13 protein-coding genes are annotated in these 19,606 nt (G+C 69.7%); 3 read left to right on the top strand and 10 right to left on the bottom strand.

Annotated features, from left to right (window positions below):
• The first annotated feature begins 172 nt into the window (after nt 1–172).
• Together TBIS_RS19785 and TBIS_RS07395 are read left to right on the top strand one after the other, a co-directional pair.
• Complete coding sequence (locus TBIS_RS19785) at nt 173–466, top strand: toll/interleukin-1 receptor domain-containing protein (protein ID WP_241019928.1); 294 nt, start codon at nt 173–175, stop codon at nt 464–466.
• Nucleotides 427–5,838, top strand: coding sequence for a WD40 domain-containing protein (locus TBIS_RS07395; protein WP_242384322.1), 5,412 nt, complete (start codon nt 427–429; stop codon nt 5,836–5,838). The genes TBIS_RS19785 and TBIS_RS07395 overlap by 40 nt, the downstream gene beginning before the upstream one ends.
• On the opposite strand, the gene coaE is transcribed toward TBIS_RS07395, so the two are convergent.
• The 5 genes from coaE to polA all read right to left on the bottom strand — a co-directional run bounded on the left by coaE (nt 5,790) and on the right by polA (nt 12,942).
• A complete protein-coding gene (gene coaE / locus TBIS_RS07390) occupies nt 5,790–6,431 on the bottom strand; it encodes a dephospho-CoA kinase (RefSeq protein ID WP_013131730.1) in 642 nt (213 codons plus the stop codon). The two genes, TBIS_RS07395 and coaE, sit on opposite strands and share 49 nt — an antisense overlap.
• Before the next feature lie 20 nt (nt 6,432–6,451).
• The gene (locus TBIS_RS07385) at nt 6,452–6,895 is read right to left on the bottom strand and encodes a GNAT family N-acetyltransferase (RefSeq protein ID WP_041432053.1); all 444 of its coding nucleotides are present in this window, start codon (nt 6,893–6,895) and stop codon (nt 6,452–6,454) included.
• A 160-nt stretch (nt 6,896–7,055) separates the two neighbouring features.
• The gene (gene rpsA / locus TBIS_RS07380) at nt 7,056–8,498 is read right to left on the bottom strand and encodes a 30S ribosomal protein S1 (protein WP_013131728.1); all 1,443 of its coding nucleotides are present in this window, start codon (nt 8,496–8,498) and stop codon (nt 7,056–7,058) included.
• Between the two features lie 231 nt (nt 8,499–8,729).
• Nucleotides 8,730–9,791 (bottom strand): polysaccharide deacetylase family protein, encoded by a 1,062-nt coding sequence (locus tag TBIS_RS07375; RefSeq protein WP_013131727.1) that lies wholly within the window; start codon nt 9,789–9,791, stop codon nt 8,730–8,732.
• A 469-nt stretch (nt 9,792–10,260) separates the two neighbouring features.
• Nucleotides 10,261–12,942, bottom strand: coding sequence for a DNA polymerase I (gene polA, locus TBIS_RS07370; RefSeq protein ID WP_013131726.1), 2,682 nt, complete (start codon nt 12,940–12,942; stop codon nt 10,261–10,263).
• Between the two features lie 128 nt (nt 12,943–13,070).
• Between polA and TBIS_RS07365 the strand changes: the two genes are divergently transcribed.
• Nucleotides 13,071–13,418: a PaaI family thioesterase gene (locus TBIS_RS07365; RefSeq protein WP_083785326.1), complete on the top strand. Its 348-nt coding sequence runs from the start codon at nt 13,071–13,073 to the stop codon at nt 13,416–13,418.
• A 1,163-nt stretch (nt 13,419–14,581) separates the two neighbouring features.
• Here the strand turns inward: TBIS_RS07365 and TBIS_RS07360 are convergent.
• The 5 genes from TBIS_RS07360 to TBIS_RS07340 form a co-directional block, all read right to left on the bottom strand.
• Complete coding sequence (locus tag TBIS_RS07360; RefSeq protein WP_013131724.1) at nt 14,582–15,298, bottom strand: ABC transporter ATP-binding protein; 717 nt, start codon at nt 15,296–15,298, stop codon at nt 14,582–14,584.
• Nucleotides 15,288–16,073, bottom strand: coding sequence for an ABC transporter ATP-binding protein (locus TBIS_RS07355; RefSeq protein ID WP_013131723.1), 786 nt, complete (start codon nt 16,071–16,073; stop codon nt 15,288–15,290). Before TBIS_RS07355 ends, TBIS_RS07360 begins: the two co-directional genes overlap by 11 nt.
• Complete coding sequence (locus TBIS_RS07350) at nt 16,070–17,200, bottom strand: branched-chain amino acid ABC transporter permease (RefSeq protein ID WP_013131722.1); 1,131 nt, start codon at nt 17,198–17,200, stop codon at nt 16,070–16,072. The genes TBIS_RS07355 and TBIS_RS07350 overlap by 4 nt, the downstream gene beginning before the upstream one ends.
• Nucleotides 17,197–18,165, bottom strand: a complete 969-nt coding sequence (locus TBIS_RS07345; protein WP_013131721.1) for a branched-chain amino acid ABC transporter permease — start codon at nt 18,163–18,165, stop codon at nt 17,197–17,199. Before TBIS_RS07345 ends, TBIS_RS07350 begins: the two co-directional genes overlap by 4 nt.
• Before the next feature lie 102 nt (nt 18,166–18,267).
• On the bottom strand, nt 18,268–19,503 hold the full coding sequence (locus TBIS_RS07340; protein WP_083785233.1) for a branched-chain amino acid ABC transporter substrate-binding protein: 1,236 nt from the start codon (nt 19,501–19,503) through the stop codon (nt 18,268–18,270).
• Between the last annotated feature and the right edge of the window lie 103 nt (nt 19,504–19,606).

The following is a 19,606-nucleotide window of genomic DNA, read 5'->3' as shown; positions in this document are numbered from 1 at the left end:
GGATCGGCCGCCGGAGCAGCCATGCCTCGCTAGGCCATCGGCGCCGGTCCGGCCATGCGAGACGAACCAGGACACCCGGAATCCGGCCACCGCCACGTCCGCAACCTCCGATTATCGGCTCAGCCGATGATTGCCTCTCGAAACGATCAGCTTGAGCGGTGATACTGGCGTCATGACCGCTCGGCTGGGCGAGGGGATCCAGATCTTCATCAGTTACTCCCCCGCCGACGAGCGCTGGGCGACCTGGATCGCCTGGCAGCTCGAGGATGCGGGGTACCGCACCATGCTCCAGGCCTGGGACTTCGTGCCCGGGACCAACTTCATCGACTTCATGGACCGCGGCGTCCGGGAGGCCGACCTGGTCGTCGCCGTCCTGAGCCGCAACTACCTGCGCTCCCGGTACGGCCGGCTCGAATGGCAGGCGGCGTGCGCGCCGATCCGGACAATCCGTCGAGCAAGCTGGTGACAGTGCGGCTGGAGGACGTCCCGCTCGAAGGCCTGCTCGGCACGATCACCTGGATAGACCTCGTGGGCGTGACCGACGCGGAGGAGGCGCGGCGGCTCCTGCTGACCAGGATCCAGCAGGCGCTGGTCGGCCGGGCCAAGCCCGCTAAGCGGCCCGGATTCCCGCTCGATCCGGAGACCCCGGCCGCGCACGCCGTGGTCGACGCCGTCAGCGGCCCTCAACTCCGGCGCACCCCGGTGGCCCCGCCCCCCTTCCCGACGGCGGACCGGCCGGCCAGTGCGGACTCGATCACCCTGCTGCACATCGCCGGGCCGCGCTTCGGCCGTGGGCTGCCGAAGGGCGACGAACCGCTGGAGGCGGGCGAGCTGCAGGCCAGCATCTGGGGTGACCTCACCCGGCTCGCCGACGCCGGAGCGCCCCGGCCGGACCTGCTCATCGTGACCGGCGACCTCACCGAGTCCGGGGTCCCACGTGAGTACGAGCAGGCGCTCGGATTCCTGACCGGACTGCGGGTGCTGCTCGGGCTGGAGGCCAACCGCCTGATCATCGTTCCTGGCCCGCGGGACGTTAACAAGAAGGCCTGCGAGGCCTATTTCACCGGCTGCGAGGCGGACGACGTGCGCCCGACGCCGCCGTACTGGCCGAAGTGGAAGCACTTCGCCAGCCTGTTCAAGGAGCTCTACCAAGGGCTCGACGGAACGATCTTCGACACCGCCCAGCCGTGGACGCTGTTCGAGCTGCCCGAGCTCCGCACCGTGGTGGCGGGTCTCAACTCGACGATCGCGATGAGCCACCGCGCGGAGGACGACTACGGCCTCGTCGGCAAAGCCCAAGCGGCGTGGTTCGCCGAGCGGCTCCGGCCGCACGGCGATCGGCTGAGGATCGGTGTCATCGCCCATCCCCCGGACCGCCTCCGTGACTCAGAGAGCCTGCAGCGTCTGCTCGGCTCCCGGCTCGACCTGCTGGTCCACGGCCATGACCCACGCGACGGCGCAACGGAGGAGGTCTGGGAGTTCGGTGGACGGCCGTGCGTGCCCGCGCTCGCGCCCGGCCACCACCAGCTCATCGAGATCACTCCAGAGGGCCTGCGCCGGTGGACCCGCGGTGGTGGACGCGATCCCCTCGTCACCGGACGGCCCCAGATCCTGCCGTACCGCCTGCTGCGCCGGCCCGGGGCGTCGCCCGCCCCGCCCGAGCCCGCTGAGGACGCCCCCGGTGAGCCCACTCAGGCCGATGATCCTGCCGCCCGGCTGCTCGACCGGATCATTGAGGTCTGCCGGGCCCGGTTCGAACGGGCCAAGATCCGCAGAGTGGACGGCGACCCTCCCTACCTGCTCGTCACCCACGCCGAGGACGGCTTCGTCCGCCAGTTCCTCATCGGCGCCCACGCCGGCGCCGTCACCCGCGAGCAGGTGGAGACGTTCCTGAGCCTCGTGCACACCATCGGCCTGGAGCACGGCTCCGAGCTCGTCTACCAAGGGCCGACGCCGCCCCAGGCCCTCCGTAACGAAGCGCTGCGGCGCGGTCTGCGGCTGCGCAGCTTCACGGAGTTCCAAGGGCTGCTCGACCTGTCGGACCACGTGGCCAAGCAGACCCGGCGGCTGAACGCCGATCGGCGCTACCCGCCCGAGCTGTATGTGCCGCAGCGGTTCCGGTTCCGCGAGCTCGGCCGGTCCGACGGCGCGATCCGCGACGACCTCACCGGGGAGCTGATGCGGCTGCTCGCCGGCGACCACGGCAGGTTCATCCTGCTCCTCGGCGACTTCGGCACGGGCAAGACATTCGCGATGCGCGAGCTGGCCCGCCGGATCCCCAGCGAACTCCCCCACCTCACCCCGCTGCTGATCGAGCTGCGCAACCTGGACAAGTCGCAGGCGGTCGACTCTCTGGTCGCGTCGCACCTGACGAACCACGGCGAGGAGCTGATCGATGTCAAGGCGTTTCATTACATGCTCCGCCAGGGCCGGATCGTGCTCCTCCTCGACGGCTTCGACGAGCTCGTCACCCGGGTCACCTACGAGCGGGCCGCCGATCACCTCGACACCCTGCTGCAGGCCGCCGAGGACAAGGCGAAGATCGTCGTTGCCGCCCGTACCCAGCACTTCCAATCACGAGGGCAGGTGATGACCGCCCTCGGGGAACGGGTCGAGCGGCTGCCGACCCATCGGGTGCTGAGCATCGAGGGCTTCACCACCGAGCAGATCCGCGCCTTTCTGGTCAACCGGTACGGCTCGCAGCAGGCGGCCGACGACCGGATGACGCTGTTAGGCGGAATATCCAACCTGCTCGATCTCGCGAGCAACCCCCGGATGCTGAGCTTCATCGCTGATCTGCCGGAAGAACGGGTGCGCGCGGTCGCCCAAGCCGGGGGGACGATCAGCGCCGCATCGCTCTACCAGGAGATTCTGGATCACTGGCTGAGGCACGAGGAGAGCCGCACCCGCTTGGCCGGTGCGCCGGGCGGGCTCACCCTTGACGAGCTGTGGCGGGCGGTGACCACGCTCGCCGTGCGGCTGTGGAAGACCGGCGAGACGTATCTCGAACGGTCGGAGCTCGACGACGTCGCGGCGACCCTCCTCACCGAGCTCACCGACGATGAGGCCGAGGCGGGCGCCCGCATGTCCGTGGGCCAGACGGTCCACGCGATCGGCTCGGGCAGCCTGCTGGTCCGCACGGACGAGGGATTGTTCGGGTTCATCCACGAATCGGTCGCCGAGTGGCTGGTGGCCCGGCACCTGGCGCACCACCTCAAGGAACTGTCCTTGCGGCCGTTGTCCGAGCTCACCATAGAGTTCCTCTGCGACCTGGCCAAGGGAGCGGAGCTCCAGGCCTGGGCGGCGCGCACCCTCGCCTCCCCGGACGCGGGCGTAGCGGCGCGCGCTAACGCGCTCAAGGTGACCAACCGGCTGCGCACCGCGGCCCGGACCGACCTGCGCGGAGCCCTGCTGCGGGGCGAGGACCTCTCGCACCGGGATCTCTCCGGGGTGGATCTCACCGGCGCGGACCTCACTGAGGCACAGCTGGTCCGCGCAAACCTGGAGCGCGCGGTGCTGCGCAACGCCCGGCTCATCGGCGCCCGGCTGGACAACGCGAAACTCGCCGGGGCTGACCTCACCGGTGCCGATCTGACCCGAGCGAGGCTCATGCGGGCCGATGTGCGGGACGTCGTCATCACTGGGAGCCGATGGGACCGGGCCGCGGTCATCGACGCGACCGGCGTCCCGGACGGCGCACCCGAGCTGTACGGCGCGGCCATCGCACCCCGCCCGGACACCGATGATCAAGTAGAAGTCCAGGTGGCACCGCAATCGGTCGGCGTCCAGTCCGGATTCCACGACCAGCCCGTCAGGCTGCCTGAACCGGTGGCGTACCGCCCAGATGGAGGAGTCTTCGCCGTGGGCGGCGACGACGGTGGGGTGCTCATCTGCGAAGCGGCGACCGGCAATCCACTGCGCACCCTCCGTGGTCATCGGGGCCGGGTGTACAAGGTCGCGTACGGCTCGGCCGGGCTGTTGACCGGGGCGAGTGACGGCACGGTCCGGATATGGGATCCGCACACCGGGGAGATGCGGCATGTTCTCCAGGGGAATCCGAACGGCGCCTGGCCGGTGGCCCTCTTCGGCGACCTGGTCGCGGCCGGCGGTGCCGACGGCGTGGTACGGGTGTGGTCAGCGGGTGAGCTCATGCTGGAGCTGCGGGGACACACGCCGCCGATCAACGGCGCGGTGTTCCTCCGCGGGCGGCTGATCACGGGGGACGCGGACGGCACGATCCGGGTCTGGGACCTGTCCACCGGAAAGGTCAGGCATGAACTGCGTGGTCACAGCGGGGCGCTCTACCGGCTGGTCCTCTCCCCGGAGCGCCGCCTCCTCGCCGCAGGGGACGGTCAGGGAGTGCTGTGCCTCTGGGATCCCTATACCGGTGAGCTCCTCCATCGGCTCACCGGTCACCCTGGTGGAATCTGCGCCATCGCCTTCCACCCGGACGGTCACGCGCTCGTCTCCGGCGACACCGAGGGAACCGTCCGGCTGTGGGATCCCCACACCGGACAGCTCATGGGCACGCTCAGCGGCCACGAGGGCGCGATCTACCATGTGGCGTTCAGCCCGTCCGGTGAGCTGTTCGTGACCGGAGACAGCGAGGGTGTCGTCCGGGTCTGGTCGGCGAGCGGCGAGCAGCTCGCCGAGCTCAGCGGGCACCGGGGCTCGGTTTGGCCGTTCGCCTTCCATCCCAAGGGACACCGGCTCGTGACCAGCAGCAGCGACGGCATGATCCGGCTGTGGGATCCGCGCACTGGGCGGTGCCGGCGGGTACTGCGCGGCCACGGCCGCCGGATCAACTCGGTGGCGTTCTCCGCCGACGGCCGTATGCTCGCCGCCTGCGGTAGCGACGGCTATGTGCGGCTGTGGGACCCACAGACCGGGCGCCGGATCCGGTCGTTCACCGGGACCGGGGACCGGTTGGAGTCGGCCGTGTTCAGTCCGGCCGGGTCCCTGCTCGCCACCACCAGCAACGACGGGGGCGTGTATCTCTGGGATCCGACGTCAGACGGCTATGCGCGCGAGCTCAACGTGGACACCGATCACGTGTGGGCGCAGGCGTTCACCCCGGACGGCACCCGGCTCGCCACCGCCAACGACGACGACAGTGTCCGGGTGTGGCACCGCGCCAGCGGACGACAGGAGCTCCACCTCACCGAGCACCGGGGCCGGGTCCGCTCGATCGCGTTCAGCCCTGACGGCCGCCTCATAGTGACCGGCTGCGATGATCGCATCGTCCGGCTGTGGGACATGGTCACGGGCGAGTGCACGGCGACGCTGTCCGGGCACAAGGACCGGGTATACGCGGTCGCCTTCCACCCCTCCGGCGAGCTCGTGGCGAGCGCGAGCAATGACGGCACCGCCCGGCTCTGGCGTGTCCCCTCCGGGGACTGCCTCCACGTACTGGAGCACGGCGGAGGACGGCTCTGGACCGCCGCCTTCAGCCCGGACGGTAACCTGCTGGCGACCGCGGGCGACGACCTCGCCATCCGGCTGTGGGATCCGGCGCGTGGCGTACAGCTGCACGCCCTCACCGGGCACACCAAGCGGATCAGCTCCGTCGCCTTCCACCCCTCCGGGGAACTGCTCGCCAGCGCGGGCGATGACGGCCTGGTCATCCTGTGGGACCTCGCCGGACCGCGGCAGCGGGCCACGCTGCTGGGGCTTCCCGAAGGGTGGGCCGCGTTCACGCCGACCGGGCTGTACAAGTCCGAAGGCGAGGTCGCCGGCCAGTTCTGGTACGTGATCGATCTGTGCCGGTTCGAACCGGGCGAACTGGACGGCTACCTTCCCGGCGTCCGCCGGCTCAGGCCGGAGGAAGTGTTGTCCTGATCGCGGCGGGCGCGCAGCTCCTGCCAGACCTCGGCGACCCGGGCGTCGAGGTCCTCGAGCGACCCCTCGTTCTCGATCACGATGTCGGCGATCTTCAAGCGCTCCTCGCGGGACGCCTGGGCCGCGATCCGCGCCCGGGCGTCCTGCTCCGGCATGCCGCGGAGCGTGGTGAGCCGCTTGATCCGCGTCTCGTCGGCCGCGTCCACCACGATCACGAGGTCGTACAGCGGGGCGAGCCCGTTCTCCGCCAGGAGCGGGACGTCGTAGACGACGACGGCGTCCGGCGGGGCGGCCTGCTCCAGCTCCGCCATGCGCGCGCCGACCTTGGGGTGGACGATCCCGTTGAGGATCTTGAGCTTCTCGGGATCGGCGAAGACGATCGAGCCGAGCCTCGCCCGGTCGAGGGTGCCGTCGGGCCGCAGCACCTCGTCGCCGAACGCCTGGACGATCTCGGCGAGCCCGGGGGTGCCCGGCTCGACGACCTCGCGTGCGATCTTGTCGGCGTCGATCACGATCGCGCCGCGCTCGGCGAGCCGGCGGGCCACCTCGCTCTTGCCGGAACCGATTCCGCCGGTGAGACCGACCTTCAGCACGCCCGCAGCATACCGATCGCTCAGCGCTCCCAGCGAAGGTGGACCAGGGTGAGGTGGTCCGCCACTCGCTCCCGCCTGGTCTCGCGGTACCCGAGCCTGCGGTAGAGCCGCAGGTTCCCCTCGGAGAGGTGGCCGGTGAAGAGGTCGAAGGCGGCCGCCTCGGGGACGCTGTCGTGCAGGGCGGTGAGCAGGGCGCTGCCGATCCCCTGGCGCTGCCGGTCGGGCGCGACCACGAGCCGTCCCACCAGGCAGGTGGTGCCGGTGAGCCTTCCCCGCACGGCCCCGACGATCCGTGGGCCGGCGACCGCCTTCAGCACGGTCCCCGTCGCGATCGCCTCCGCGACCTGGCCGACCGACTCGATGAGCGGGGCGATGAAGGGGTCACCGTACAGCTGCGCCTCGGTCACGTAGGCGGCCCGCTGCACCGTGAGGATCTCCCCCGCGTCCTCGGGCCGCGCCCGCATGATCCGCACTCCCTCGGGCGCCTCGACCACCACGCCATGCCCTCCATCGCTCGAGTTGCCGAGTGCCGTCCCCGGGCGGCCCCACGCACCGGCGGCCGCTCTGGAACGAGAAAAGCCCCGCCGAGGGCGGGGCCTTTCCCATGCGAACGATCGCCTGGCGTCAGTTCTGACCGCCGGACAGCTTCTCCCGCAGGGCGGCAAGAGCCTCGTCCGAGGCGAGCGCGCCTCCGCTCGACTGCGATCCGTCGTCGTAGGCCTCGGCCTGAGCAGCGGCCTCCCGGCGGGCCCGCTCGACCTGCTGCTTGTGGGCCTCCCAGCGCGCCTGGGCCTCGGCGTACTGCCGCTCCCACTCCTCGCGCTGCTTCTCGTAGCCCGGCAGCCACTCACCGGTCTCGGGGTCGAAGCCCTCCGGGTAGATGTAGTTGCCGTGCTCGTCGTAGTTCGCCGCCATGCCGTACAGCGTCGGATCGAACTCGACATCAGCACCGACGCCCTCGTTGGCCTGCTTCAGCGACAGGGAGATCCGGCGGCGCTCGAGATCGATGTCGATGATCTTCACGAAGATCTCGTCACCGACCTGGACGACCTGCTCCGGAATCTCCACATGACGCTCGGCCAGCTCGGAGATGTGGACCAGACCCTCGATGCCCTCCTCGACCCGGACGAACGCACCGAAGGGCACCAGCTTGGTGACCCGGCCCGGCACGACCTGGCCGATCTGGTGGGTCCGGGCGAACTGCTGCCACGGGTCCTCCTGGGTCGCCTTGAGCGACAGGGAGACCCGCTCCCGCTCCATGTCGACGTCGAGGACCTCGACCGTGACCTCCTGGCCGACCTCGACCACCTCGGACGGGTGGTCGATGTGCTTCCAGGAGAGCTCGGAGACGTGGACGAGACCGTCGACGCCACCGAGATCCACGAACGCACCGAAGTTGACGATCGAGGAGACGACGCCCTTGCGGACCTGGCCCTTCTGGAGGGTGTTGAGGAAGGTCTGGCGAACCTCCGACTGCGTCTGCTCAAGCCAGGCGCGGCGGGACAGAACCACGTTGTTGCGGTTCTTGTCCAGCTCAATGATCTTGGCCTCGAGCTCGCGGCCGACATACGGCTGGAGGTCCCGAACGCGGCGCATCTCGACCAGCGACGCGGGGAGGAAGCCCCGCAGGCCGATGTCGAGGATGAGACCGCCCTTGACGACCTCGATGACGGTACCGGTGACGATGCCGTCCTCTTCCTTGATCTTCTCGATCGTCCCCCAGGCGCGCTCGTACTGAGCACGCTTCTTGGAGAGGATCAGGCGGCCCTCCTTGTCCTCCTTCTGGAGGACAAGAGCCTCGACATGGTCTCCGACCTTAACGACCTCGGCAGGGTCGACGTCGTGCTTGATGGAGAGCTCGCGGGACGGGATGACGCCCTCGGTCTTGTAGCCGATGTCGAGCAAGACCTCGTCTCGATCGACCTTGACTACGGTGCCTTCAACGATGTCACCGTCGTTGAAGTACTTGATGGTCTCGTCGATCGCGGCGAGGAAGGCCTCCTCGGAACCGATGTCGTTGACCGCTACCTGCGGGGTGCTCGAGGTGGCCTCAGTGCTGCTCGTCATGTGTGGAAGTGCTCCGAACGGACAGATTTTGTAACAGAAGCGCGGCGGGCCTCTTTTCGTTCACCGATAGCTGCTCTCTAAGCAACGGATGACCGAGCGCGAGCCCGCTCCGTCTGAGACACGCGCGAGCCCACAGCGCAGCGATCAGCATATGAGACCTCGCGTGCTGGGTCAATTCGACGGCCGGCCGGGCGGTCTCGCGACCCGTACCGGCCTGGGGCCGGCTCCTGGCTAGTACACCAGAACCTCCTTTGCCACTTCAGGGTCGACCTTGCCCTGAAGTTTGCGGGGGATCGAGATACGTGTGGGATCCCCGTCCGATGTGTACCTCTTTTCCGGGTGCTTGGCCAGCCAGTCGAGCCAGTACTGGCTGCACCACCGGCGGCATTCCCCGGATTTCCCGTTGGACTGGATCCGCGGGATCGCATACCTCGAAAAGCTTTTCGCGAACGGTGAAACGGAGGGCTCGGAGCCGGCGAGGAAGACCCCGTCGAAGCGGTACCGGGTCCCGTCCCACTTGCCCTTCCGCGCCACGTCCCGCTGCCGCGGCAGCGAGCCGTACGGCAGGGCGAAGGTGGTGGATCGCTCCACGCCCAGCCGCTTGAGCACCCGCTCCTGCCGGACGATCTCCTCCCGGACCCGCTTCGCGGGGAGCCGGCGCAGGTCGGGGTGGGAGTACGTGTGGTTGGCGACCTCGAAGCCGCGATCGAGGAGCCACTTCACGGCCCTGGCCTGCTCCTTCTCATCCGTCAGGCCGAAGGGGATCCGGTTGACCCAGAAGGTCGCGACGGGCCGGAAGTGGGAGTAGCGCGCCGCCACCTCGTAGAGGATCCCGACCGCGGTGTCCGGCTTGAGCGCCCCGTTCTCGTCCAGGGCGAAGTGGGTGGGACTGCCGTCGTCGAAGGTGAGCACGACGGGGTGCATCCCCGCGGGGATGTCGATCTCACCGGAGACGAACTCGGCGGCGGTGATCGGGACGTAGCCCTCCTTGGCGAGCCGGGTCAGCTCGCGCCGGAACTGCTCCGGGGTCCGGTCGATCGAGGCGATCCGCTTCGGGAGGAGCCGGTGGTACATGATCACCGGGACCAGGCCGAGCTCGTTGGCCTTCACCTTCCGCGCCGACTCCGGGGTCGCCGGCGTCGGGGTGGGTGAGGCGGTGGGCACCCCGGCCGCCATCGGCGGCTGGGTACGGCCGCTCGGACCGCCCGACCGCGGGAGCAGCGCGTAAATGACCAGCGTGACCGTGATCACGCCCGCACCGGTGAGTGCGATCAGCTTGGCAACAGTCCGCACGAATACTTGACCATATCTTTACCTGGTCATGACTCCCATATCCGCATCACGCCCGCTTCGCCAGAAGAGAACGGTATTCAGCAGAAATCCGGATACCGGGGCGGAAAGCGCCGCCATCGGGGCGCGCCTGGGATGCCTCTGGGACGCTGAACCGCAGCGCTCCGCCTGAGACCGGACCCTTGGCGATCGGGGAGGGCGACCCCGGTCGGCCCGGCAGGGGCCACGGAGCCAGGACGCCTGTCCCTCGGCGCTCGCCGCGGACGAGGACACCGGATGCCCTCCCGACGGGCTCCCGGCCAGGACTCCGCGCTCCGATGGTGGAAAGTGCGGGTGTGGCCCCCGACCCAGTGCAGGGTGGGGCCCCGGCCCGGGGTACGGCAGCGCCGACGGGCGGCCGCCGGAATGCAGGGCCGGCTTTGGCCGCGCTCGGGGTTCCAGGGCGCGGCCGCGCGGCCTCGGGCGGCGCGGGTCAGTGACCCGCGTCCTCCCAGGTGGGGCCGGTGCCGATGGAGACGTCGAGCGGCACCCGCAACGGGTAGGCCCCGCCCATGTGCTCGCGAACCAGCGCGATGAGGTCGTCGAGCTCCCCGGGGGCCACCTCGAACACGAGCTCGTCGTGCACCTGGAGGAGCATGCGGGAGCGCATGCCCTCCATCGCCTTGCGCACCTTGAGCATCGCCACCTTGATGATGTCGGCGGCGGACCCCTGGATGGGCGCGTTGAGCGCCATCCGCTCGGCCATCTCCCGGCGCTGCCGGTTGTCGCTGGTGAGGTCGGGCAGGTAGCGGCGGCGGCCGAGGATCGTCTCGGTGTACCCGTCCTTGCGGGCCTGGTCCACGACCCGGTTCAGGTACTCGCGGACGCCGGCGAACTCCTCGAAGTACTCCTCCTTGAGCGCCCGCGCCTCGGCCACCGGGATGTTGAGCTGGCCGGCCAGCCCGAAGTCGGACAGCCCGTAGGCGAGGCCGTAGTTCATCGCCTTGATCCGGGCCCGCAGCTCGGGCGTCACCTGATCCGGGGGAAGGCCGAAGACCCGCGCCGCGGTCGCCTGGTGGAAGTCGTGGCCGGACCCGAACGCCGCGATCATCGCCTCGTCGCCGGAGAGGTGCGCCATGATCCGCAGCTCGATCTGGCTGTAGTCCGCGGTCAGGAGCGTCTCGTAGCCCTTGCCGACGATGAAGCCCTTGCGGATCCGGCGGCCCTCGGCGGTGCGGATCGGGATGTTCTGCAGGTTGGGCTTCTCGCTGGAGAGCCGCCCGGTGGCCGCGACGATCTGGTTGAACGTCGTGTGGATCCGGCCGTCGTCGGCGATCTCCTTGATCAGCCCTTCCACGGTCGCGCGCAGCTTGGTCTGGTCGCGGTGCCGGAGCAGGATCGCGGGGAGCTCGTTGTCGGTCTGGGTGGCGAGCCACGCCAGGGCGTCGGCGTCCGTGGTGTAACCCGTCTTGATCTTCTTCGTCTTCGGCAGGCCGAGCTTGACGAAGAGGATCTCCTGGAGCTGCTTGGGCGAGCCGAGGTTGAACTGCTCGCCGACGAGCGCGTGCGCCGCCTCGACGGCCTGCTTCGCCGCCGCGCTGAACTCCGCCTCCAGGGTGGCGAAGTACTGCCGGTCCGCGGCGATCCCGGTGTGCTCCATCTCGGCGAGCACCCTGGTCAGGGGCAGCTCGACCTCGGTCATCAGCCGGGTCCCGCCCCGCGCGGCGAGGTGCCGCTCCAGCGCGTCGGCCAGCTCGCGCACCGCCTGGGCCTTGAGCGCCAGGTCCCGGGCCATCCCCGCCTCGACGTCGTCGAAGAGCGAGGCCTGGCCGTCCGCCGGGGTCTCGTACCGGAGCTCCCGGTTGAGGTAGCGCAGCACCAGCTCCTCGATCGGGAACGACCGCTGCCCGGGCATCGCCAGGTAGGCGGCGATCGCGGTGTCACAGGTGAGCCCGCGCAGGTCGAGCCCGTGCTCCCAGAGCGCGAGCAGCGGCCCCTTCACGTCGTGCGCGGCCTTGGGCTTGGTCTCGTCGGCGAGCCAGGCGGCGAGCGCCGCCTCGTCCTCCTGGGTGAGCCGCGCCGGATCGAGGTACGCCGCCCCCGCGGAGGTGGCGATGGCGATGCCGTCCAGCCGGCCGGTGCCGCTGCCGTACGTGCCGAGGAAGGCGAGGCCGGCCCGGCCCTCGGGCATGGCGCCCAGCCAGGCGGCCACCTCGCCGGGCTCGAGCACGGTCACCTCGACGTCGAAGCCCTCGGCCGTCTCGGGCTCCGCCGTACCGAGGGTCTTGAACAGCCGGTCCCGGAGCTCACCACGGATCTGGAGCGTGTCCAGCAGGTTGTGGATCTCCTCCCGGTCCCACTGGCCCATCCGCAGGTCGTCCACGGCGACGTCGATCGGGACGTCCCGCCGCAGCTCGGTGAGCATCCGGTTGTGGATCACCTGGGCGAGGTGCTCGCGAAGCCGCTCCCCGGTCTTGCCCTTCACCTCGTCGACCCGCCGGACGAGCTCGTCGAGCGAGCCGAACTCCTTGATCCACCGCGCCGCGGTCTTCTCCCCCACCCCCGGGATGCCGGGCAGGTTGTCGCTGGGGTCACCCCGGAGCGCGGCGAAGTCGGGGTACTGCGCGGGCCGCAGGCCGTACTTCTCCTCCACGGCCTCCGGCGTGAACCGGGTCATGTCGCTGATGCCGCGCCGGGTCATCAGCACGGTGATCTTGTCGTCGACGAGCTGGAGCGCGTCCCGGTCGCCCGTGACGATCAGGACGTCGAGGCCGCTCGCCGCCGCGCGGGTGGCGAGCGTGGCGATCACGTCGTCGGCCTCGTAGCCGGGCGCCGAGAGCCGGGGGATCCGGAGCACGTCGAGGAGCTCGTAGATCAGCTCCATCTGCCCGTGGAAGTCCTCCGGGGCCTCCACCCGGTTCGCCTTGTACGCGTCGTACGCCTCGTGCCGGAACGTGGGGCCGCCGCGGTCGAAGCAGACCGCGATGTGGCTCGGCCGCTCGTCCCGCAGCACGTTGGTCAGCATCGAGGTGAAGCCGTAGACGGCCTCCGTGTGCTGCCCGTCGGACGTCATGAGGTTGGCGTCCCTCAGGGCGTAGAAGGCGCGGTAGGCCAGGGAGTGACCGTCCAGCAGCAGCAGGCACGGACGCGTAGGGGTCGCTTCGCTCTTCGGCACACCCGCAGCCTAATCTCCCTGTACGACATCTCACCCCTGCGGTGCCCAGAGGAGGCGTTTCCTTGACCCAGACCGACGAGCTTCTCACGTTCCTCCACAAGGCCAGCGAAGGCCACCTGAGCGACCGGATGGGCATCGAGTTCCTCGAGGCCTCTCCCGAGCGGGTGGTCGGCCGCATGCCGGTCAAGGGCAACACCCAGCAGTACGGTCTCCTCCACGGGGGCGCGTCCTGTGTGCTCGCCGAGACCCTCGGCTCCGTCGGCGCCGTCCTGCACGCGGGCGAGGGCCGGATCGCCGTCGGCATCGAGATCAACGCGACCCACCACCGGCCGGCGACCTCCGGCTACGTGACGGGCGTGGCGACCCGGGTCCACGCGGGCCGGAGCCTGGCGACCTACCAGATCGAGATCACCGACGAGGAAGGGCGGCGGATCTGCACCGCCAGGCTCACCTGCATGCTCCGCGACGCCGGCTGATCCCCCGGGAAGGACGCCGCCGATCCCCCTGCAGAGCGACGAAACGGTCCACACCCCACTGAGACCCGCATACAGGGGTGTAAGCCCGCGAGTTTGCCCGTTCCCTTTGCGCGGCGGCCCCCGGGGTCGCTACCGTGGTGGCCCCGGAGCCCGTATGGGGGCCGAGTAGACAACGTGCGGAGCCGGGGAAGCTGCGCACGGACCCAAAGGTCCACCGCGGGCTCGTCCGGCATCCGTGTCCGGCCAACGGCGGCCTCCGCGTGAGGACCGTACGGCCGGGCACGGGCGCCCCTGGACGGTCACCTGCCCGGCGTGCCCGGCCGGGGGCGTACGCCGACCCGGACCGCTGAACCGCCGGCCGGAGCGCGCGGCCGGTCGCCGGTTCAGCGGCTCCGCGGGCGACACCCAGATGGCAGGCGGGCGGCGCCCGGATGGCCGTGGTGTGAATCGTGAGGGCGCGCGTGCCCGCCGCGCGGTGACCGGTTCCCGGCGCACGCGGACGCTGAGCGCCGGTCCCGCGGCCCGGCCGCGCCTCGCCCCTTCACCGCGTTCTCCGGCCCTGTTCATCGCATCAGGCCCCGTTCGCCCCGTTCATCGCGTCAGGCCCTGTTCATCGCGCTTCTCCAGCCACCGTGGGCCCACTCGCGCATCCGGCCCGGCCGTGGCGCGGCCGGCCGTCCGCCCACCGGCACCGCGGCACCCGCGGACGGCCCGCCTCCTCCGGCGCGGGTCCGGGACACCCGCATCCGGGGTTCACCTTGCGAGGCCGTTCCGTTGACCGGTCGGCACCCGCTTGACCGGTCGGCGCCCGCGCGCGGAACGACGGCCGAATCCGCCGGCGCACTCCCCGCCGTGCATCCCGCCGGCCGTGCCCGGCGTGCGGCGGCAACGGGGCCACGGCGCATCTCACCGTCCTCCCGAGCCCGGTCGCGCCGCCGTACGGCCCGCCCGGCCCACGCCGAGGGCCGGGCGGCAGCACAGGGTGAGGCGCACCACCCTGCGCTCCCGGCCACGGGGTGAGGCGCACCGCCGGCGAACCGGCACGGCGCGAAGGGCGGTGAGAAGCGTGCGGGAGGGCCCGGCCGGGCCCTCCCGCTGGTTAAACCGTGGGTCGGCTGGCTGAACGAGGCTCGATCAGCTCTGGCTGATGAACGAGGCTCGGGTCAGCTCTGGCTGAGCGAGGCCCCGAGGTAGGCCTCGCGCACCTCCGGGTCGTTGAGCAGGTCGGCGGCGGGGGCCGCCTTCACCACCCGGCCGGTCTCCAGCACGTACGCCCGGTGGGCGAGCTGGAGGGCCTGCTGGGCGTTCTGCTCGACGAGGAGGACGGTCGTCCCCTGCTCGTTGATCTCCTTGATGATCTTGAAGATCTGGTTGACCAGCATCGGCGCCAGCCCCATGGAGGGCTCGTCGAGCAGGAGCAGCTTGGGCTTGCTCATCAGCGCCCGGCCGATGGCCACCATCTGCTGCTCACCGCCCGACATGGTGCCGCACGGCTGGTCCTTGCGCTCCGCGAGCCGGCCGAAGAGGCCGAAGACCCGCTCGAGGTCCTCGCTGAGATCCCCCTTCCGGGTGTAGGCGCCCATCAGGAGGTTCTCCATGACGGTCATGCCCGGGAAGATCCCCCGGCCTTCGGGGGACTGGCTGATGCCGATCACCACCCGCTTGTGCCCGGGCATGTCGCTGATGTCCTTGCCGTTGAACAGGATCTTCCCCGAGGTGAGGCGCCGCAGGCCGGAGATCGTCTTCAGCGTGGTGGTCTTGCCCGCACCGTTCGCGCCGATGAGGGTGACGATCTCGCCTTCCTCGACCTCCAGCGAGACGCCCTTGAGGGCCTCGATCTTGCCGTAGTGGACGTGAATGTCCTCGACCTCAAGAAGCATCCGCAGGAACCCCCAGATACGCCTCGATGACCTTCGGGTCGTTCTGCACCTCGGCGGGGCGGCCTTCGGCGATCTTCTGCCCGAAGTCCAGTACGGCGACGCGGTCGCTGATGCCCATGACCAGCCCCATGTCGTGCTCGATCAGCAGGATCGTGCGACCGTCGTCCCGGATCCTCCTGATGAGTTCCTGCAGTGACTCCTTCTCCGCCGGGTTCATGCCGGCGGCCGGCTCGTCCAGCAGCAGCAGCCGGGGCTCGGTGGCCAGCGCCCGGACGATCTCCAGCCTCCGCTGGTCGCCGTAGGGGAGGTTCTGCGCGAGGTCTCCCGCCCGGTGGGCGATGCCGGCGAACTCCAGCAGCTCCATGGCCCGCTCGCGTCCGCGCTTCTCCGCGCGCCGGTGCCAGGGGAGGCCGAGCGCGGCGCCGATGGCGCCGGTGGGGTTGTGCGCGTCGAAGCCGACGAGCACGTTCTCCAGCGCCGTCATGCCGTGGAACAGCCGGATGTTCTGGAAGGTCCGGGCGATGCCGCGCTTGGTGATGACGAACCGCTTGAGGCCGTTGATCTTCTTGCCGTCGAAGACGATCTCGCCCTCGGTCGGCCGGTAGACGCCGGTGATCACGTTGAACACCGTGGTCTTGCCCGCGCCGTTGGGGCCGATCAGCGCGAAGATCTCCCCTTCCCGGACGGCCAGATCGACCTGGTTCAGGGCGGTGACGCCCATGAACCGCATCGTGACGGAGCGGAGTTCGAGCAGGTTCTTGCTCGACTGGCTCACTGGGCCACCTCCTCGGCCACCTTGCCGGCGGGCTCGTCGGCCTTCTTCTCCGATTCCGGCTTCTCATCCCCGGCCTTGACCAGGCGGCGCCGGCGCGACGGCAGCAGGCCCTCGGGGCGCAGCGCCATCATCAGCACCAGGGCGGCGCCGAAGACGAGCATCCGGTAGTCGGCGAACTCGCGGAACCGCTCGGGGAGCCAGGCGATCAGGAACGCGCCGAGTATGACGCCCGGCAGGTTGCCGGAGCCGCCGAGCACCACGGCGGCCAGGATCGTGGCCGACAGGATGAAGGGGAAGTTCGGCGGCTGGATGGCGATCACCTTGCTCGCCCAGATGACGCCCGTGGCACCCCCGATCATCGCGCCCACGAAGAAGGAGAGGAGCTTGAACCGGAAGGTGGGCACGCCCATGAGCTCCGCGGCGTCCTCATCCTCCCGGATCGCCTCCCAGGCACGGCCGACCCGGCTGTTGTTCAGCCGCTTGACGATGATGATCGACACGATGATCGCGCCGAGCAGCAGGTAGTAGTACGGCAGCGGATCGAGGAGGAACTCGACCCCGAACATCGGGTTCGGGTGGGGGATGTTGGTGATGCCGCGCGCGCCGCCGATGTACTCGGTGTTCTGCGCGGTGATCCGGACGATCTCCCCGAAGCCGAGCGTGACGATCGCCAGGTAGTCGCCGCGCAGCCGCAGGGTGGGCGAGCCGAGGATGATCCCCGACACCGCGGTCATGAAGATCCCGATGACCAGGATGCCCCAGAAGTTCCAGCCGTACTTGGTGCCGAAGATCGCCATCGTGTAGGCGCCGATGGCGTAGAAGGCGACGTAGCCCAGGTCGAGCAGGCCCGCCTGGCCGACCACGACGTTGAGGCCGATGGCGAGCAGGACGAACGTGCCGATCGGGCTGAACAGCACGGACTGCCAGTGCGACTCCGGGGTCATGAAGGAGCCGATGGCCGGGTGCGGGGCGATGATCGCCAGGAGGATCAGCAAGCCGTACACGCACCAGCGCGCCCAGCCCGGGGCGGTCGCCCACCAATCACGCACCCTGTCGAATTGGCCGCCCACGGCGTGCACGGCCGAGGCGAGCGGGTTTCCGCGGCGGAGGTTGAGGTTGGCGTTCATGCGCGTGCTCGCTGGAGGGATTCACCGAGGATGCCGGTGGGACGGAACAGCAGGACGAGGACGAGGACGGTGAAGGCGATGACGTCCTTCCACTCGGAGCCGTAGAAGATCGAACCCCAGTTCTCGATCAGCCCGAGGAGGATTCCGCCGAGCAGCGCTCCGCGGATGTTGCCGATGCCACCGAGCACCGCGGCGGTGAACGCCTTGATGCCCAGCAGGAAGCCGACGTTGTAACGGAGGTTCTCGAACTCCATCGCGTACAGCACGGCGGCCACGCCGGCCATCGCACCGCCCACGAAGAAGGTGGTCCTGATGATCTTGTCGATGTCGACGCCCATGAGCGTGGCGGTCTCCGGGTCCTGTGCGGTGGCCCGGATGCCGCGCCCGATGCGGGTGCGGTTCACGAAGACGTCGAGCAGGACCATCATGATCACGGCTGCGACGATGATGATGAGGTGGTCGTTGCGGACGTCCATGTTCCCGATGGAGAACACCGTCTCGCGTTCGAGCAGCCGTGGGACCGGGACCTGGATCCGGCCCTGGGAGGGGCGGTCGAACACCTCGGGGATGATCACCAGGGCGAAGAGCTCCTGGAGGAAGATGGACGCGCCGATCGCGGAGATCAGGGCCGCGAGCCGGCCGGCGCCTCGCCTGCGCAGGGGCCGGTAGGCCACCCGCTCCAGCAATATGGCGGCACCACCCGAGGCGGCCATCGCCGCCAGGAAGAGCACGAGCAGCGTGCCGATCAACGCCAGGCCGCCCAGCGGGGCGGTGATCCCCAGCTGGATGATCGCGAACAGCCCGGCGAAGGCGCCGATCATGAAGATCTCGGAATGAGCGAAATTGATGAGGCGCAGCACGCCGTACACCATCGTGTACCCGAGGGCGATCAGGGCGTAGATGGCGCCACTGGCCAGGCCGCCTATGGTTGAGGGCCCGACCTGGTTCACGAAGTCATCGAACACGGTGGTCGCTTTCGAACCGGGGCAACGGTAGTCGCCAGGCAGGGAGGAGCGGAGAGCGGTTCGCTCCCCGCTCCTCGGATCCTCACTTCACTTCCGGCAGCGTCAGCTGAGCGTCGCCTGCGTGCTGTCGCCCAGCCAGACGATCTGGCCGTTCTTCACCTGGTAGATGTGGATGACGCTCGCGGCGATCTCACCGTTGGGGTTGAACTTGATCTGCTTCGAGACGCCCTTGAAGTCGATCGTGGCGAGGTACTCGTTGATCTTCTCGGAGGTGGTGTTGCCCGCCTCGATCGCCTTCAGGATCGCGGTCGCCGCGTCGTACCCCTCGGTGGCGTAGATCATCGGCTCGGTGCCGTACTTGGCCTTGTACCGCTCGCTGAAGTCCTTCAGCTCAGGCACGTCCGAGCCGAACGGGATGAGGCAGGGGCAGCCGAGCACCGCGCCCTCCGCCGCCTGCGCGCCCGCGCCCTCGATGAGCTTGGCGTCCACCGAGCCGTCGCCGGAGGAGACGACCGCGGTCACGCCGCCGTCGCGGAGCTGCTTGAGCAGCCGGCCGAGCTGGGCGTAGTAGCCGCCGTAGAAGATGACGTCGGGGTTGGCGGCCTTCACCTTGGTGACCGTCGAGGAGTAGTCCGAGCCGTTCGGGTCGATCTTGTCCCGCTCGACCTGGACCCCGTTGGCCTCGAACTGCTTGGCCACCGCGTCCGCGAGGCCGGCGCCGTACTCCTGGGCGTCGTCGATGACGAACGCCTTCTTGGCGGAGGTGGCCTTCACCAGGAAGTCGGCGATGGTCGGGCCCTGGACGTCGTCGTTGGCGACGACCCGGTGCCAGTACTTCCAGCCGTTCTGCGCGAGGCCGGGGTTGGTCGCCGAGGCCGAGACGCTCGGCACCTTCGCCTGCTCGAGGATCGGGCCGACGTTGCGGGACTCGCCGGAGAAGCCGGGGCCGACCAACGCGACGATCTTGTCCTCGGTGACGGCCTTCTGCGCGAGGGTCACCGCCTGGTCGGGGTTGCCCTGGCTGTCGTAGGGCACCAGCTCGACCTTCACGTTGGACGACCGGGCGTTGAACTCCTCGACGGCGAGCTCGGCGCCCTGCCGGGGCGGGATCATGAGCCCGGAGTTCTCACCGGTGAGGTCGCCCATGAACCCGATCTTCAGAGTCGTGACGCCTCCATCGCCCTGGCCGCCGGATGACGCCTCATCGGTGCCGCTCCCGCACGCCGCGAGGCCGAGGGTCAGCGCTGTACCGGCAGCGACAATGCCACCAAGGCGAGCGATCTTGGATCGCAAGGTTGCCTTCCTTTCCCTAGATCCCCTCGGGGATCGGATACGCATGCCCACCCAGCGGTCAGCCGAGGGGTCGTGTGCGGTAGTACAACGGGGCAATGTCACAGGTCGGTACAGAGCCGCATCACGGTTATGACTCTGTTATCAACTT

Source organism: Thermobispora bispora DSM 43833 (assembly GCF_000092645.1).
Lineage (GTDB): Bacteria > Actinomycetota > Actinomycetes > Streptosporangiales > Streptosporangiaceae > Thermobispora > Thermobispora bispora.
This window is presented reverse-complemented; position numbering and strand designations above follow the sequence as displayed.